The following is an 18,835-nucleotide window of genomic DNA, read 5'->3' on the forward strand; positions in this document are numbered from 1 at the left end:
TTTTTCCTTTAGCCGATTTTCCACCAGTGAAAGAATGTGCTGTACTGATGCCTTACTGTGAAACGGCCCGCCCTTGCGAACAGCCAGAGTCGGCTCGTGCAGATTAAAAACATCAGCAAGGTTTTAGTAAAAACGTAAAAAAGAAAACGTATAAAAACTGAATAGACGTAGCAGCTCGAAAAAAGCAAGAAAAATAGCAACCGATTCCAGGTAAACCGCGCTGAAACAGGGAGAGGGCATTAAGAAATGAACAGCATCCGTCAGCAGTTTCCGGCACCACACACTTTTTCTTTCATCCACACAATAACCCAGTGTTGCAAGCGTATAGGCACAGCTCACACAGGTCGTTGTCACGTAAACACCTGCCACAGGAGAGCTTTTCGCCTGGGCACCTGGACACTATGGGTAATCACCGCTTTGTTTGCGCTACCGGCCAATGCCCAATGGCCGGCCGGAGCCAGTACCAGCGATGGCGGACACAGTACCGATGGCAGCTACAACGTCACCATCAACGCTGATTTCAACTATCCGGCCACTTGTCATGGCATCGTCTGTAACAAAAAGGAAATAAGTTACGATATCTATGAAAGTGTTAACGGCGGTGCCTGGACAATTATTGCGCAAACCGGCCGCATACCTGCGGCAAGCTATTCTTTGTCACTCAATCGCGGCAATGGTACCTACCGCTATAAGGCGTTCGTGCGTCGCCACTACACCTTGCTCACCGGGTGGCCAACACTGAAGGAAGTGGATCGGTTTGATTCGGAAGCCTGGTCCGGCGAGACCCGAACCACGGTAACCAGGCTGCCCGGAACCCCCGGAACCATCACTTACTCACCAACCAGCCTGACTTGCGGCAACGCCAGTGATTTTACCGTGCGCTGGGGCGCCGCAACCGGCGCCGGCCTTTACCAAGTCATCCAACGCCAGCGGGTGTCCGGCGGCAACTGGTCGGCGTGGTCCACCCTGTCCTCAACCCATACCTCCACGTCATACTCGCGTTCAAATCTGCCCGCCGGTTACGACTATGAATTTGCCGTCCGGGCCCGCTACCAATTGGGTGGGTATTACAGCGGGTGGGGGCCCTATCGCTACGGCGCAGGCATTCGCAAGCCCTACTGTCAGCCGGGCGCTATCAGCGGCTTCGCCCTGTCCGATGCCAATCCATTGACTACCGGCAACTACACCGTATCCTGGAACGCCGCCACCGGCACCGTCGGCAGCTATGAGTTGCAGGAACGGTTCAACAGCGGCAACTGGAGCACCGTACAAAACAACAGTCAGCGCAGCAAGACATTCAGCAGCCGCGCCCGCGGCACCTATTGCTATCGAGTAAGAGCACGCAATGCAGATGCCAGTAGCGCTTACACCGGGGCACAGTGCGCTACGGTTCGCTATCCCGCACCCGGGGTAAGTATCTCGACTGACGTGGGCTCGGTGGGTTCCAACACTTATGATGCCGGCTACTACGGTCGCTACAAAGTGCTGTGGTCAACCTCCGGTGTGGCAACCACCGTGGAACTGCTCAATGACCAGGGCAGTGTCGTGCCCAACAGCGACGGCATCGCCGGCCAGGAGTATTTTGACCAGCCGGATAACTATACCGCCACCGACGCCCGCTACACTTATCGCGTTCGGGCAGCCAACGCCGATGCCGTCACGGTCAGCGACCCGATTACGGTGCTGGTGCGCCCCTATCCGATTGCGGGGGCGCCGGGCGACTTCCGACTCGAGGGTGCGGTCAGCAGCGCGGGCAACTACAGCCTTAGCTGGGTGCTGCCGAACGAGTTTATCAACCCGGCGCCGGGAGTGAATAATTTCTTCCGCCTGAGTCGGGACGGTACGCTATTGCCGTCACTCTCACCGGATACCACCCGCTACAGCTTTACCGGTGGCGTTTACGGGCAGACCTACTACCACCGGATTCAATCCTGCGCCAACGACATTGACCACTGCAGCGGCTTCACGCCGGGCGGCACGGGTCTGGCAGTTTATATCCCCTACCCCGCACCCGGCGTGCCGGGCGGCATTCAGATAGCCACACTACCCGATGACAGCGGCAACCTTTCCCTTATTTGGGGGATAGCCGATGGCGTGCGCATCGATAACTATGTACTCGAACAACGTGGCCCCGGTGGTGGTAGCTGGGAAGAGATACAAACCAGCGACAGCCTGACGGCCGATATTCAGGTGAGTGCCGGCGGAGTCTATGAATATCGGGTAAAAGCCTGCAACCGGGACAACTGCAGTGGCTATACTGCGGTTATCCCCGTAGAGGTCACGATCGTGCTGCCGCCACAGGCGCCGCCCGCACCGGCAGCCAAGCCGGCGGCGCCGGACAGCGGTGCCTCGGACAGCGTTGGCGCAACGGCCGGGCAATTCCGGGTGGATGAATCCGGTGCAGCCGTCTACCGCATTCCGATTCCAACTCCGGAGGGCACCGCTGGTGTCGCACCGGAGATTTCCCTGGCCTACTCGAGTCAAAACCGCAATGGGATTGTAGGAAAGGGGTGGACGGTAACGGGTATGTCGGGTATCAACCGCTGCCGCCAAACACTCTCCCAGGATGCACTGGCCAAGCCGATTACGTTCAGTGAACACGATCGTTTCTGTCTGGACGGCCAACGCTTGATTGTCGACAACGGTTTTACCTACGGGGCTGTAGGCGCTGTTTACACTACGGAAATTGACAGCTACTCGCGCATCACATCCCACGGTGGAACTCGCGGGCACCCCGAGTACTTTACGGTAGTCCGCAAAGACGGATCTATCAGCTACTATGGCAACACCGCCGATACACGCCAGCAGGGTGGGCCAACAGCCACCGTGACCTGGGCCCTCAGCCGGTTCGAGGACAGCGCGGGTAACGGTATTGACTATAACTACATCAATAACAGTGACGGCCACCTTATCGATACGATTCAGTACGCATACGGCGGCGGCAACAGCCCCAACGCGGAAATCGTGTTTGACTATGAGCTGAATGATCGCTCGGACCCCATACAGGCTTATATTGCCGGTTATGTATTTGAAACCAAAAAACGCCTGGCCGGTATCGAGGTAAGAAACAACGGCACAACCATCAATCGCTACGACTTCACCTATCTGCCGGTCGGTGGCGCGGCCAATAAGATCAGCAAACTCGAAACAGTGCGGGAACGGGCCGGTGGCGTTTACTTAACCCCGACAGACTTGACCTGGTCAGTGCCGCAGCCGGGTTTCTCCGCCAACCATATCAGCAGCCTTAACCTGTCACCAAAAGACGACCGAGGGGTATTTGACTACAGGCCGGCAGATATTAACGGTGACGGTTTTATGGATTTGGTCTGGCTGGAGTGGGACCTCGACGGCAGCGACACCGACCACCAACTCAAATATGCGGTCTCCGACGGTACGCAACTGCAGGCGGCGGTTTTCAGCACCGGCGCAACAGAGGTGACATTTGGTGAAGATGTGGGCAGCGAAGCGGTCAATATGGAAGTCATCGACTACAACGCCGACGGTCGGCACGACGTCATTGTCTACAACAAGCGCAGTGGACGCTGGCGGGTATTCCTGTCCAAACCGCAAGCAGGTGGCGGTTGGAGGTTGTCAGCCTCTCCCTTGGCCACTCCGGTGACCACTGAGGACGCCAAGTTTGTCGATATCAACAGCGACGGTCTCCTTGACGTGCTGTATGTGACGTCTGCACAAGTGCGGGTGCGCTATATGCAGCCGGACCCGTCCCAGCCGCTGGGTTCCGATCACTACTACCACTTCGGCCCGGAGGTGACACTGACCATAGATTACCTCGTGGGGAAGAGCAATACCTACCTGTCGCTAAAAGATTCGCAATTTGCTGATTTCAACGGCGACGGCATGACGGACATCTACGGGCATTACAAAACTGTCGACAGCAGTTGTGGTCTCGGGGGTGGCTGCGTATTCTCCGCCTACAATATCAGCGTGCACAACGGCGACGAAACCTTCAGCACTTACACAAGCAACGTGCCTGCAGTTCCGAAACGGGCACGCATTATCGACTTAAATGCCGACGGCCTGGCAGACATTGTCTATGGCCAGACCGATACCGCCAGTGAGTGGCAGTACCGGATTAACAACGGCGACGGTTTCAATGCCCCGATCAGTCTGGGCACTCTGCCAAAGGACAACCAGGTCCAGTTCACCGACTACAACGGGGACGGTTTCCCGGATTTGATCTGGCACGACCCGGTTGCAAAAAAGATGTATGTGCGGACCTGGAACCACACCGGCTTCAACCTTGCCCTACCCTGGCGCAACACCTCCGGCAACGCCAAGGACGCCCATCAATTTGTTGATTTCACCGGCGATGGCCTGCCTGACTATATCTATGTAACGCGCAATTACCTGTTTAACTTTCCCGGTAACAACCCCGCTGACCAGCCGTTGAATGTCATCACCCGTATCGACAACGGTCTCGGTCAAAACACCAATATCACGTACAAGTCGTTGACCGACAGCAATCACTACAACAATATCGACGTCAGCACCCGGGAGCAGTGTAGCAATCGACCCGTCGTTTTCTTTAATGCCCAGCAGCCCAGGGAAATAGTCAACTACTGTTTTACCAGTTTCAGTCTCTTTTACGAGCATCTAAACGGCGGCTGGGAGCTGCCCGCCGGCAACCATAGTTTCGGTAAGACCAACCCCGTAACCGGCACCTACCAACCGACCCTCGAATGGCGAGCGCCGGTTTATGTGGTGACACGTGTTTCTTCCTCCGCTCCGGCAGCGGGCGACTTACCGGGTATCAACGCCAGTGCCGCCAACAACGTCAGTTATTATTATGGCGAGGCAAAAATTCAAGCCGGTGGACGGGGGTTTCTAGGCTTTCACAAGGTTAAATCCCGGGATGAACAAACCGGCGTGGAAACCACTACCACCTATCGACAGGACTTCCCCTTCATCGGCTACCCCCTGAGCACTGAGGTACGCACGGCCACCGGTGCAATTCTCAGCCGTACTGACAACATCTGGAAGTTGCAAGGCTGGAACGGCACCGGCGCACCACCGGCGGGGCCTTATCAGCCTTATGTTGCTGAAAGTAAGGAAATCACCTACCAGACCAGCACCAATGAGAGCAACAGCGATAACCTGGATGTCAGTGCGACGGCGCTGCAAACTGTCACCACCACCAGCAGTTACGACAGCCACGGCAATCCGGAAACCATCACTGCCGTAACCACAGGCAATGGAGAGACATTCACCAAAACCTCGGTCAATCAGTACGGGACCGGCCAGAGTCTGAACCTGCACGGCACCAGTTTCAGCTACGCCGAGTTGGGTCGGTTGACGCGTGCCGAAGTCACCGCCCGTCGAGATGGCCTTGCTGCCAAAACCCGCGTATCCGTTTTCAATTACTACTCCAGCGGTGCTCACAGCGGGTTGCTGGCGACGGAAATCGTCGAACCCGATCGGCCCACCCTGGCGCTGACCACGACTTACGAGCGTGATCAATTCGGCAATACGATCAAAACCAGTCAGGGCGGGCAGGGAGTCACAACGCGCGTCAGTGAGTCGGTATACGACAGCATCGGTCGCTATATCGATGTGACCAAGAATGGGTACGGTCAGGTCACCCGGCAGGTATTGGCCAGAAACGCACGGGGCCAGGCGACACTGACACGCGATGTGAACGGCGTTACCGCCAGTGTGGACTACGGTGCATTTGGTCGCACAGTCCAGGAATACACCAGCACCGGCGGCTGGAGTCGTACGTTATGGAGTTACTGCGACGGCTCCTGCCCCGCCAGTGGCCATTACAAGATAACCACCACCCGGGCCGGCGGCGGCACCAGCTATGTTATCAACGACCAGCTCGGGCGCGAGATTCGCACCGCTGTGCGCACTTTCGACGGTAGTTGGTCATACCAGGATACCGAGTACGATCACCTGGGCAGAGTGAAGCGAACATCCGAACCTCACAGCGGTGTTGCCCGGTACTGGACCGAAATGAAGTACGACATCCTGGGCCGGGTGATTCGCACCGACCTGCCCGGCGTCAACGGCGATGTCACGGTGGCATACAGCGGTTATATCACGACCACCACCAATCCCCTCGGCCATGTGAACACGCAAACTCACAACGCCCTTGGGGAACCAATCCAGGTGGCAGACCACGACAATGGCCGCGTTACCCATACCTACGACGTTGAAGGAAACCTGGAAACAAGCACCAGCCACGGCACACCTGCCGACCCCCGCACGGTTGTGATCACCATGAGCTACGACCACTTGGGGCGCAAAATCGCTATGAGCGATCCGGATAAAGGCGACTGGCACTACACCTACAATGTCTTCGGCGAACTGCTGACCGAAACAGACGCTAAAAGTCAGATCAGCACAATGGACTACGATATTCTGGGACGCATGGTCAGCCGCGTGGACCGGCGCGCAGACGGCAGTGTCGAGAGCAACGCCACCTGGCAGTACAACAACGCGCTGAGCGGCTTTGGGCTGGCCGCATTGGAACTGGTTCAGGACAGTACCAGCGGCTACATCAAGCAGTTGTACTACGACAATTTCGGTCGCATCGATGAAACCGCCACTAACCTCGGCGGTGACGGCGACGACAATCATTATGAAAAGGCGACCTACGACCAGTACGGCCGCGACTTCCAGCTCTACGACGCAGGCGGCAACGGCGACTGGCGGAACAGTGCCATCGAGAACCGCTACAACGCCCGCGGTTACCTCCACCAGGTGGTCGACGCCAACAGCATCAACGGCCAACAAACGCCTTACTACACCGTGGTCAGCATGGACCTGCGCGGCAATGTGACCGAGTCACTGGGCGGCAACGGCGTGACCAGCCGCAACAGCTATGACGCCGCTACCGGCCGCCTGCTGGCGTTATCAAGTGAGCTGGCGCCGGGGCTTGGCGATATACAGGATCACACCTATAGCTGGGACGACATCAATAATCTGGTGGACCGTTACGATTACAGCGGTGGCAAAAACCTGCACGAGCACTTCGACTACGACAATCTCAATCGACTGGTATCCGCGCAGGTCACCGGCCGTGCCGCGCAGACGTTACAGTACGATGGCCTCGGCAATATTACGTTCAAGTCTGACGTCGGTGACTACCGCTACGGCAGCCAATGCAGCAACGGCTTCGGCCCGCGCGCCGTCTGTGAAACCTCTGATGGCGTCACTTACCAATACGACGCTAACGGCAATATGACCAGCGACGGCAACGGTCGCACGCTTGCTTATACCACCTTCGACAAACCCTACCGAATCGACAAAGGCTCTCACTCCACGACTTTCAAGTACGGCCCGCAGCGCACCCGCTATCTGCGCACCGATACCGGTGCCGGCGGCACCACCACCACACGCTATATCGGTGACGTGGAGAAAACGACAAAACCCGACGGCACCCGGGAAATCAGGCGTTACCTGCCGGGCAACGTCTTGATTACGGTCTCCCGCGATGCCCTGGGTGCCGAGACCGGCGAAAACACGCACTACCTGTATAAAGATCATCTGGGCTCTATCGACACCATTACGGATCGGGCGGGAACGGTTCTCCAGACAATGAGTTTCGATGCCTGGGGGCAGCGTCGGGCAGCCCAGGACTGGCATGCACTCACGGCTGCCGAACTGGTGAGCTTTGACCACAGCATTACCACTCACGGTTTCACCGGGCACGAAATGCTGGACGAGGTAGGGCTTGTGCATATGAACGGGCGAGTCTACGATCCTCGCCTCGGACGTTTCCTGCAGGCCGATCCGCTGATTCAGGACCCGGCCAGTACTCAAAGTTACAACCGCTATGCTTATGCCATGAATAACCCGCTGAAGTACACTGATCCAAGTGGGTACTTTTTCAAAAAACTTTTCAAAAACAAGGTTTTTCAATTTGTAGCCGTAGCCGTCATCAGCGTAGCGACCTATGGCGCGGCTTCCAGCTGGGCCGCCAGCGCTCTGGTCGGTACCAATGTCGGTAGCTCCATAGCTGCCTCTACCCTGATAACCGGTGCCGCGGGAGGTGCGGCGGCTGGCTTTGCCGCCGGAGTATCAATGGCTGCGTTTAACGGAGCCAGTCTCGGGGATAGCATACAGGCCGGCTTTAAAGGGGCTCTGACTGGCGCGGTTGCCGGCGGGCTGGGCAATTATGCGGCGACTGTCTCACCCAGTTTGGGCGCAAGGTTGGCTTCAGGTGCTATTAATGGGCGGTTAATGGGTGGTGACGGTAAAGGTGCATTGAGAGGTGCGCTGGCCGCATTTATTCCTGTGGACTTAGGAATGACCAAGCTCTTCAAGACGAATCAGTTTGCCAACTTCTTTATCAACCATTTTTCTGATTACCTGAAAGGCTACGTGATTGATGGGACTCGTGGAGGCAAAAACAATCTCTACGGCGGCATACTTAACCGCACCGTCGGGCACTCGGTTGGGCTCTATTCTTCGCGCGGGGCTTCTCCCGAATTCAGGGAGGGGGTCTATGTGTATGAGGACAGACGCAATAATTTTCTCAATGGGGAAGCGATTACATTAGGCAATGTTGTGACCGGCCACCCGCAATCGCTGGCCGATCCGCGAACATTCAGCCACGAGTTGGGCCACTTTTACAATCAAAGTAATTTAGGCGCTAACTACCTGCCGGTTCACGGGTTGAGCATGGGATTGGGCCTCATAACCAGAAGCCGATATGGCGTGGCCAACAACCCCTTCTTCTTTATGGAGCAGTATCCTTTTAAAGACATTCCATACAGTGAGCTATTACATTGATAAGGACAGCTTTACTCTTCACCGCGACGGCATTCCGAGTTTGCCAGCGGTCACCCCTGCTCCTGCGGGGGCAGGATCTCCTGCAACTTGCGATAGAGCGAACGCACGCTGATACCGGCGATCTGTGCCACCTTCTCCTTATCGCCCCCATACGCCTGCAGCAGTCCGCGCAAATAGTTTTGCTCCAGGGTCTTGAGGTCGATCTGAACATTCAGGTCGACCTGAGTCCCGGGTCCGTCGCCCGCGGCCCCGCGATCGTCGAGGCACTCGGCAATCACCTGCCGATCGATCACGGTGGTGTTGGCAAGCACCGTGGCGCGCGTCAGAATATTCCTCAGCTCGCGGATATTGCCGCGGTAGTTGTGCCCCCGCAACAGGGCCATCGCCGATTCCGTCAAACGGTAGTGGGTTTGGTCACCGAGCTGCTTGAGCAGGGCATTGGCAATCAGCGGGACGTCCTCACTGCGCTCGGCGAGCGACGGAATATGGATCGGGAACACATTGATACGGTAGTAGAGGTCCTGGCGAAAACTGCCCGCCTCCACCATTTGCCAGAGGTTTTTATGGGTGGCGCAGATCAGGCGAAAATCGGCTCTCTTGGTCTGCGAACTCCCCACCGGCCGGTAGGTCCCGGTTTCGATCAAGCGCAGCAATTTAACCTGTAGCGCGTAGGGGATATCGCCGATTTCATCGAGAAACAGGGTGCCGCCGTCCGCCGCCTCCACCAGCCCCTGCTTGGCATAGTTGGCACCGGTGAACGCACCCTTCAGGTGGCCGAACAATTCGCTTTCGAACAATGTCTCGGTAAGGCCGGCACACTCCAGTGCCACAAAAGGCTTGCCGGCGCGATGACTGGTCTCGTGCAATGCGTGAGCCACCAGTTCTTTGCCGCTGCCGGATTCACCCAGCAACAATACCGCGGCATTGCTCGGCCCCACCCGGGAAACCAATCCCAACATCTTATTGAAAGCACGGCTGGCGCCAATCAGCGCTTGCCTGCTGGCTCCGACGCTGGCCACCGCAACCGTCTTCAACAGTTCGACAAAATATTTTAAGGTGCCGCGCTCGTCAAAAATCGGCAGCATCTCCACATCAATATGCTCTTTGCCACGCGGGGACTGGTGCACATGCAATACGCGCTCCTTCTGTCCGGAAGCCTTGGCCGCCGCCAGTGGACATTCCTCGCCGGCCTGGTCGCAGGGGCTGTCGTAACCATGGGAGACCCGGTAACAATAAGCCGGCGCATCGGTGGCAATACTGCCGAAGCTCTGTCGATAGCGCTCATTGGTGGCCAGGATACGGTAGTCGGCAGTCACCAGGATGGCCGGGTGATCATAGCCGTCGAGCATGCGGGCAACACCGCGATCGGTGTCTTTGGCGATTACTTCCATCGCTGATCACCTTTGCCATATTTGTCAGAGAGCCTGCCATATTTGGCAGACTTGCTATTGAATCAGTATTCAAAGCCGCCTGCAAGGGTTGCGGGGCATAAAGAAAAATCCAATATTTTCAATAAGTTAAATTTTTCCATCCCGTTTCCCGGGCGATGGCATAAATCTGGCTGTAGCTCTCCCTACAGAGCTCTGCAGGGGGTGCCGGTATCGATATAGCCGGAAAAGCACCATTGAACTCTCCTGACAACGACTGATATCTCAGCCCGGAGGACACGCGATGCACGCACAACTACCTTTTCAACCGGATATAGACACCCGGCCGGTTGTGACGCCTTTTTTTGACGAGGCGACCAATACTTTTTCCTATATCGTCAAAGACCCGACCAGTAACGCCTGTGCGGTGATCGATTCGGTGATGAATTTCGAGCAGGCCTCGGGCACCATCAGCTTCACGGGCGCCGACCAGATTATCGCCTACATAGTCAAACACGAACTGTCGTTACAGTGGATTCTTGAGACTCACGTGCACGCCGATCACCTCTCGGCGGCCCCCTATATTCAAGAACACGCCGGCGGTAGACTCGCTATCGGTGCCCATATCACCACAGTGCAAAAGACCTTTGGCAAGGTATTCAACGAGGGCACGGCGTTTTGTCGCGACGGCTCCCAGTTTGATGTCTTGCTTAACGATGGTGATACTTTTGAACTGGGTGGTATGCTCGGCCACGCCCTGTCCACCCCGGGGCACACACCGGCCTGTATGACTTACGTAATCGGTGATGCGGCCTTTGTCGGCGACACCCTGTTTATGCCCGACAGCGGCACCGCCCGCGCGGATTTCCCCGGCGGCGACGCCCGCCAGTTATACCACTCGATTCAACGCGTCCTGAGCCTGCCGGACTCAACCCGGCTGTTTATGTGTCACGACTACTGCGGCAACGGCCGCGAGGTGGAGTACGAAACAACGGTCGCCGCCGAGCGCGACAGCAATATCCATGTCAACCGCACCATCAGCGAAGCGGAGTTTGTCAAGATGCGCGAGGCGCGTGACGCCACCCTGGATATGCCCAAACTTATTCTGCCCTCGCTGCAGGTCAATATGCGCGCCGGGCACCTGCCGTGCGCAGAAGACAACGGCGAGGTATACCTGAAAATACCCATAAATGCTTTTTCTTAGCGCTTACGGTCACACCAACACGGCGGCCCTGAAAAAATAAAATACAGAGTGAAACAGCGATGAACAAACAGCAAGTCAATAAAGAGTTTTCCGTTTCCGGACAGCTACTGCCCGCGGAGGTGGCCACACTGGCGGCGGCCGGCGTCAAGTCAATTATCTGCAACCGCCCCGACGGCGAGGGCGCCGACCAACCGAATATGGTCGAGATACAACAGGCCGCACAGCAGGCACAACTCGAGTTTGTCTACCTGCCAGTGTTATCGGGCAAGGTGACGGACGAGAACGCCGCCGAATTCCAACGCGCCTACACACGCCTGGCAAAACCCGTACACGCCTACTGCCGCAGCGGCACGCGCAGTATGACACTGTGGTCGCTGGCGCAGGCGCGCCAGGGCATGACGGCGGCGCAAATCCTCGCCGCCGCCAAGGCCGCGGGCTACGATATGAGCAGCGTCGCCCGGCGCATTGCCGGTTATCGCCAGGGCAACGGCACGCAACGACACTACGATGTGTTGATTGTCGGCGCCGGTGCCGCCGGTATCGCTGCGGCGTCGAGCCTGCTGGCAAGAGACCGGCAGGTTTCAGTCGCCGTAATCGATCCGGCTGAAGTGCACTATTACCAGCCCGGCTGGACCCTGGTCGGAGCGGGAGTCTTCGAGCCGGGGAAAACCGTGAAAACCCTGGCGTCACTCATCCCCACAGAGGTGGAGTGGATAAAAGCGGCGGTGGCAGCTTTCGATCCACAAAACAATTGTGTAACACTGGAAAACTGCCAGCCGATTTACTACGGCCGTCTGATCGTTGCACCGGGTATCAAACTGGATTGGCAGGCTATCGAGGGACTGCCCGAGACCCTGGGACACAACGGTGTCACCTCCAACTACCGCTTCGATCTGGCGCAGTACACCTGGCAACTGGTGAAAAACCTGAAGGCCGGGCGGGCACTGTTTACCCAGCCGCCGATGCCGATCAAATGCGCCGGCGCGCCGCAGAAAGCCCTGTATCTGTCGGCAGATCACTGGTACCGGCAGCAACTGCTCGACAATATTGAGATCGGCTTTTACAACGCCGGAGCCGTTTTATTCGGGGTCAAGGACTATGTGCCGGCACTGATGGCCTATGTGGAAAAATACCGCGCCCAACTCAGTTTTTCCCACAACCTGGTGAAGATCGACGGTGAGGCAAAAACCGCCTGGTTCGAACGGCAGGACGATCGGGGTAATCGCGAACTTGTGGCCAGGGAGTTCGACATGATTCATGTTTGTCCGCCGCAGTGTGCCCCGGATTTTATCAAAGCCAGCCCGCTGGCGGATGCCGCCGGCTGGGTGGATGTGGACCAGACCACACTGCGTCACAAACAGTTTGACAATATCTGGTCGCTCGGCGACGTCATCAATGCGCCCAACGCCAAGACCGCGGCGGCGGCGCGCATGCAGGCGCCGGTGGTGGCCAACAATGTGCTCGAAGACATGGGCGTGGTCAAGGGAGTGGCTCACTACAACGGTTATGGCTCCTGTCCGTTGACGGTGGAGCGGGGCAAAATCGTATTGGCCGAGTTCGGCTACGGCGGCAAGTTGCTGCCGAGTTTCCCGCGCTGGGTGATCGACGGCACCAAGCCCAGCCGTACCGCCTGGTGGTTAAAAGAAGCGATATTGCCACCGATTTACTGGAGGGCCATGCTCAAAGGCAGGGAGTGGTTGGCCAAGCCGGTTAAAGCCGGCGCCTGATGCGGACTCCCGCATGGCAGCGCTATCTGCCCGCACTCGACTGGGCCAAAGGCTATAACCGGCAACTGCTGAGCAGTGACCTGATCGCCGCGCTGATCGTCACTGTTATGCTGATCCCCCAGTCGCTGGCCTACGCCATGCTCGCCGGTCTGCCCGCGCAGATGGGCTTGTATGCGAGCATTCTGCCGCTGGTGGTCTATGCGCTGTTTGGCAGCAGCCGCACCCTGTCGGTAGGCCCGGTGGCGGTGGCTTCGCTGATGACCGCCGCCGCGATTGCCGGGGTTGTCGATGCCGGCCACGCCGACGCCATCGGCGCCGCCATCGCCCTGGCCCTGCTGTCGGGTCTGATGTTGATCGCCATGGGGCTGCTGCGTTTCGGCTTTTTTGCCAACTTTCTTTCCCATCCGGTGGTGGCCGGTTTTATTACTGCCTCCGGCCTGATTATCGCCCTCAGCCAGCTAAAGCATATACTGGGTGTTGAGGCCCGCGGCGAGAATCTGCTGGAGCTGGGGATATCGCTGTGGCGCAATCTGCATCAGGTCAATCTCCCTACTGTGGCCATAGGCGCCGGCGCCCTGGTGTTTTTGTTCTGGGCCCGCAAAGGTCTTAAAGGCGCGTTGACGGGGGTCGGCTTCACCCCCGCCAACGCGGCGGTGCTTGCCAAGACGGCACCCGTTATCGTGGTGATCGTCACCACTGTCACCGCTTACCTGCTGAATATGCAGGTACAGGGCGTGGCATTGGTAGGCGCAATTCCGCGTGGATTGCCCAGTCTCCAACTGCCGGTCTTCTCCGCTGAGCTGTGGTCGTCGCTGGCCGGCTCCGCACTATTGATCTCCATTATCGGCTACGTGGAGTCGGTATCAGTCGGCAAAACCCTGGCGGCCAAACGCCGCCAACGCATCGATCCCGACCAGGAGCTGATCGGCCTCGGCGGTGCCAATGTGGCCTCGGCGGTCAGCGCCGGCTTCCCCGTTACCGGGGGTTTTTCCCGTTCAATTGTCAATTTCGACGCCGGCGCCGCGACTCAGGCAGCCAGTATTTTTACAGCGCTGGGCATTGCTTTCGCCGCGCTGTTTTTAACGCCGTTGTTGTACTATTTGCCCAAAGCCACGCTGGCGGCGACGATTATCGTCGCCGTTTTATCACTGGTGGATTTTTCTCTGCTGCGCCAGACCTGGCGCTATTCGAAATCGGATTTTATCGGCCTTGTCATCACTATTGCCGTAACCCTGCTGCTCGGCGTCGAGCACGGTGTGCTCAGCGGTGTACTGGCATCGATTGCGCTGCACCTCTACAAAACCTCACACCCCCATATTGCCATAGTCGGTGAAGTGCCGGGCACTGAACATTTTCGCAATATCCTGCGCCACAACGTCACTACCCACCCGCAAATTATCTCACTGCGAGTCGACGAGAGTCTGTATTTTGCCAATGCCGCTTACCTGGAGGATAAAGTCTATGCGTTGCTGGCGGAAAACCATCAGGTAAAGCACGTAGTATTAATGTGTTCGGCAATCAACGAGATCGATATGAGTGCTCTGGAGACGCTGGAGGCGATCAACGAGCGCCTGACCGAATTGGACCTCAGCTTTCATCTAAGCGAAGTCAAAGGACCGGTGATGGATTGCCTTAAAAAGACCAAGTTCCTTCAACGTTTAAGCGGTCAGGTATTCCTTACCCAGCACCAGGCTATTGAGCAGCTTACATGCGCCAGTGGCAATAACCAGTGACAGAAAATAGGAGAACTGTGTATCTACCCGACCCTCTGCTATATTTGTTTACATCTATCGCCTGACGAACCTTTTATAAATTCTTCAAAAAAATCCAGGAAAAACGTTATAGCGTGTCTAAAAAAACAGCCCCGGCCCAGTCCGGACTGGTTATTCAAGAAAGCTCAGCGGTCAAGAAGTCGTAAACTACGCGAACGCGTCGGCTAGTCTTGAGTTCGCGGTGAGCGACCAGCCACACCTCGGCATTAAACGCCGGGAGGTCCGGCAAGACTCTCTCAACCGAGGGTTCTGCGTCGCCGACATCCGTTTGGATAACACCGATACCAGCCCCCTTTTTTACCAGCTCCCAATGCACAATATGGTTTTCGGTCATCACTGGAAAATTATCGAGCGTTACATCGACGCCATGTTCACGCAGCGCTGCGATATAGCGATTGGTTGAGTCAAAACCGATAAAATCCGCCTCATTGAGTGCTGCCAGCGAAGCGGGGCGACCCAGTTGCTCGAGATAAGCCGCGGACGCATACAAGCGCATGTCGATATCGCGCAGTTTTTTTGCGATAAGGTCGGGCTGTGTGGGCCTGAACGAGCGGATGGCAATATCGGCTTCTCTGCGCTTTAAATCACTAACACTATTGGAAGCGATAATTTCTACGTAAATACCCGGTTGCTGCCGTCGCAGCTTTTGCACAATGGCTGGCAATACGAACACAGCCATTACCTCGGTGGCAGAGAGGCAAATATGCCCTGCAACCGAATCGGCCTGTCCCGAGGCGGTCAACGAGAAGGCGTTTGCCGCGGCCCCCATCGCTCGCACATGTTCGACCAGGTCCAAACCACTCGGCGTCAGCTCCAGCCCCTTACCGCAACGCTCGAACAGCGCCACGCCCAATTCCTGTTCGAGCGCCGCTACCTGGCGGCCCAGGGTGGGCTGGGTCATATTCAAGGCGCGCGCCGCAGCCGACAACGACCCCTCCTCCGCAGTAACGAGAAAAGCCCGCGCGCGGTTCCAGTCAAATTTAATCGATCGCCAGTCCATACAAATACGTATACATAAAATGCGCAGCTTAGCATTTTCATTCGCTTTTTGCATTGCTATCATCTCTGACCGATTCGCAGCGGATTTACCCACAGGTCAGCCGCACCCCTTGGCACCGTATTCTTCCAATACCCGCATATTGGCACTGGAGTAAAAATGACAGATTATTCAATCAAATTTTGGGACCGAATTGCCGAACGCTATGCCAAAACACCGGTCAGTGACGAGGAGACATACCAAAAAAAGCTACGGGTAACACAGCAGTATTTTCGCCCGCATATGCAGGTGCTGGAGTTCGGGTGTGGCACGGGTTCAACCGCCCTGATCCACGCTCCGCATGTGCAGCACTACCATGCGATCGATGCCTCCCCCAAGATGATCGAGATTGCTGAACGTAAACTGGCGCAGGAGAGTATCGACAACCTGAGCTTCGACGCCGTGGCAATGGAGGACCTGGCGGTAGAGGATCAATCACTGGACGCGGTATTGGGGTTAAATATTCTGCATTTAATGGATGACTGGGAAAAGGTGGTTCAGCATGTCTATCAGATATTGAGACCCGGCGGCGTTTTTGTCAGCAGCACCGTTTGCCTGGGAAACACCATGCACCATTTTCGCTTTATCGCTCCCATAGGTAAGCTTTTTGGGTTGGCGCCGGCGGTCAAGATAGTAACCCGGCAGGCGCTGGAGGATACAATAAAGGAAACCGGATTTGCTATCGAGTATAAACTGAATCAGGAGGCCAAGCGACTGATGAGTATTTTCCTGATCGCTAAAAAGCCGGCAACCAAAAAAAATTAGCTTCGTAAAGTAGCGCTTGCATTGAGTGACAACACCACTATCGGTGCAGCTTCTTCGGGTAACGTCAGCGTGCACCAAGTGAGAAGTGTCGAGAATATCATCACCTGTAGTCTCCTAAGGACAAGGTATTTTTCAAACGCAGCTACCCCGGGTCAGGCTAAAGCACTTTTTCCTTGATAGTGAATCGCTCACTGGCAGCATGTAACTCGGCGACATAACCAAGCAACTGGCTACCGTATTGCGCGGCCTCAGTTGCCTGACCGTGGATCGATTGTGCGGCGGCGTCGAGATAATTGGTATTTTGCGAGATGTCTTCCGCCGCCTGGGACTGCTGGTCTGTAGCCGTTGCAATCTGAGAGTTCAGGCCAAGCAGGCGATCCACATCCACCCGGATTTGCTGCAGCACATCGCCGGCCTTGGTGATTTCCTCTACCGCCAGCGTGGCCTGGCTTTTGCCGGCCTTTGCCGCACTCACCGCCTTACTGGTGCCCACTTGCAGCTTCTCTATCATCGTTTGAATTTCTGAAGTGGATTGCTGTGTGCGACTGGCCAGACCGCGCACCTCATCGGCCACAACCGCAAACCCTCGCCCTTGTTCACCGGCGCGGGCGGCTTCGATAGCGGCGTTTAAGGCCAGCAAGTTGGTTTGCTCAGCGATGGTTTTAATAACATCGATAACACTGCCAATATCGCTCACCTCGGATTCCAAATTCACAATGCTGGTCGAGACATTGTCCACATCAGCGGCTAATTCATTAATGGCCACCACGGCATTTTTGACAATACTCTCCCCGTTTTCCGCCGTCGCCTGGGCATTCTGTGTCGCTTCACTGGCAACGCTGCAGTGTTCCGCCACTTCTTTTACCGTTGCAGCCATCTCTGTGGCCGCGGTGGCGACCAGATTGGTCTGTTCACGTTGACTGCCGGCCTGCTCTTGGCTGGTTGCAGCGACATGCTGTAGCTTTTCCGTGGTGCTGGTAACAGAGCGGGACGAGTGTTGAATACCTTCGACCAGGTTTGCCACTGACAGGATCATATCGTTGAGGCTGTTGGCGATATCTGTGAACGCATCTTTCGTTACCAGAGTAAAACGTGTGGCGAAATTCCCGTTGGATAACCGCCGGGTATTTTCCTGAATCCCCTCTACAGACAAGCGAATTGAGGTGGTAATTCCAACGGCCATATAGCCGCATACAACCAACGTTGCCAGCGCGACCAAGGTTAATATATTACGGTGCTGTTGCTGGGCAGCAATATCAGCATCAGCGAACTTTTTTAGAAGTTCGATACCGCCGGCGTTCAACGCAGCCAGTTTCCCGATACTGCTGGAGCCGGCACTGAAGAACTGATCGCTGGAGACACTCGCGGCGTCGGTGATCACCGCTCCGGCATCGACCAATGCCAAAAAACTGGTCATTTCTTTTTCAAAATTTTCCACTGCTCCGGCCAGTTCACTATCGGACAATCCACTCTGTTTCATGACATCCAGATTTCCCTCCAACTTGCCCCGATCATTTTTCACTATTATCGAAAGAGAGAGCATCTCAATTTGCTCCTCTGCGGTTACTTTGCCATCGGCAAGCGCGCCGGCGCCTTTACCTCTCAGTTGACCCAGTGTTTCCTGCAGGGCTGGGATCGAAAAAGTAATTGCACCCATCAAATGAAACACCCGCAGATCTGACTGCAATATTAACCCGGACTTATGGGCAACCCGTTCAAGCAGTCGCAAAACATCGGCGATCACATCGGTATGAGCCCGAAAATTCACATCGGGTTCCCGCGGGGCCTGCGCTAACTGCAGTGGTTTCCAAGCTTGCCGTATTGGATCAATAGTGAGCCTCTCGGTGGAGAAGCTCGTTATCTTCTCACGCTCCGCCTCATAGTCGGAAAACAGTTTTTGTAACTGCGCCTCCAACTCTCGAATAACAGCCGCCTTGCCTGACAGACCATTTAAATATTGACTGCTGTTGCCCCGATGCTTCGCCATGGTGGTCGCAATCGGCTTGAGCGCCAGAATAAGCTCTTCGGCGGCTTTTCCCTGCTCGGCCTTGTTGATGGCTACTGTCGCATCCCAATAGACTTTGCCGAAGGTTATCGCCAGGGGAACCAAAAACAGCATAAATATCGTCAGGAATTTCTGCGAAAATGGCAGTTGATTAGCGATAAATATCGCCGGATTCAGTAGCTTGCGCATGGAGCCGCCTCAA

The 18,835-nt window shown here is 56.3% G+C and carries 8 protein-coding genes; 5 read left to right on the forward strand and 3 right to left on the reverse strand.

Annotation, left to right across the window (positions count from 1 at the left end):
• The first annotated feature begins 417 nt into the window (after positions 1-417).
• Positions 418-8,757, forward strand: a complete 8,340-nt coding sequence (locus FKG94_RS02860; RefSeq protein WP_179957465.1) for an FG-GAP-like repeat-containing protein — start codon at positions 418-420, stop codon at positions 8,755-8,757.
• 50 nt (positions 8,758-8,807) lie between these two features.
• On the opposite strand, the gene FKG94_RS02865 is transcribed toward FKG94_RS02860, so the two are convergent.
• On the reverse strand, positions 8,808-10,148 hold the full coding sequence (locus tag FKG94_RS02865) for a sigma-54 interaction domain-containing protein (RefSeq protein WP_142902693.1): 1,341 nt from the start codon (positions 10,146-10,148) through the stop codon (positions 8,808-8,810).
• Positions 10,149-10,428: 280 nt separating this feature from the next.
• Between FKG94_RS02865 and FKG94_RS02870 the strand changes: the two genes are divergently transcribed.
• Genes FKG94_RS02870 through FKG94_RS02880 form a run of 3 tightly spaced genes read left to right on the forward strand, consistent with a single transcriptional unit; the run spans position 10,429 to position 14,788 of the window.
• Positions 10,429-11,328, forward strand: a complete 900-nt coding sequence (locus FKG94_RS02870) for an MBL fold metallo-hydrolase (RefSeq protein ID WP_142902694.1) — start codon at positions 10,429-10,431, stop codon at positions 11,326-11,328.
• A 59-nt stretch (positions 11,329-11,387) separates the two neighbouring features.
• Positions 11,388-13,055 (forward strand): bifunctional protein tyrosine phosphatase family protein/NAD(P)/FAD-dependent oxidoreductase, encoded by a 1,668-nt coding sequence (locus FKG94_RS02875; protein WP_142902695.1) that lies wholly within the window; start codon positions 11,388-11,390, stop codon positions 13,053-13,055.
• Positions 13,055-14,788, forward strand: a complete 1,734-nt coding sequence (locus tag FKG94_RS02880) for a SulP family inorganic anion transporter (RefSeq protein ID WP_142902696.1) — start codon at positions 13,055-13,057, stop codon at positions 14,786-14,788. Before FKG94_RS02875 ends, FKG94_RS02880 begins: the two co-directional genes overlap by 1 nt.
• Before the next feature lie 154 nt (positions 14,789-14,942).
• Here FKG94_RS02880 and FKG94_RS02885 read toward each other — a convergent pair whose 3' ends face one another.
• A complete protein-coding gene (locus FKG94_RS02885; protein WP_218943418.1) occupies positions 14,943-15,881 on the reverse strand; it encodes a LysR family transcriptional regulator in 939 nt (312 codons plus the stop codon).
• A 102-nt stretch (positions 15,882-15,983) separates the two neighbouring features.
• On the opposite strand from FKG94_RS02885, the gene FKG94_RS02890 reads away from it, so the two are divergent.
• Positions 15,984-16,628 (forward strand): class I SAM-dependent methyltransferase, encoded by a 645-nt coding sequence (locus tag FKG94_RS02890; RefSeq protein ID WP_142902697.1) that lies wholly within the window; start codon positions 15,984-15,986, stop codon positions 16,626-16,628.
• Positions 16,629-16,785: 157 nt separating this feature from the next.
• Here the strand turns inward: FKG94_RS02890 and FKG94_RS02895 are convergent, their stop codons facing one another.
• On the reverse strand, positions 16,786-18,822 hold the full coding sequence (locus FKG94_RS02895; protein WP_142902698.1) for a methyl-accepting chemotaxis protein: 2,037 nt from the start codon (positions 18,820-18,822) through the stop codon (positions 16,786-16,788).
• Between the last annotated feature and the right edge of the window lie 13 nt (positions 18,823-18,835).

Source organism: Exilibacterium tricleocarpae (genome assembly GCF_007004655.1).
GTDB lineage: Bacteria > Pseudomonadota > Gammaproteobacteria > Pseudomonadales > Cellvibrionaceae > Exilibacterium > Exilibacterium tricleocarpae.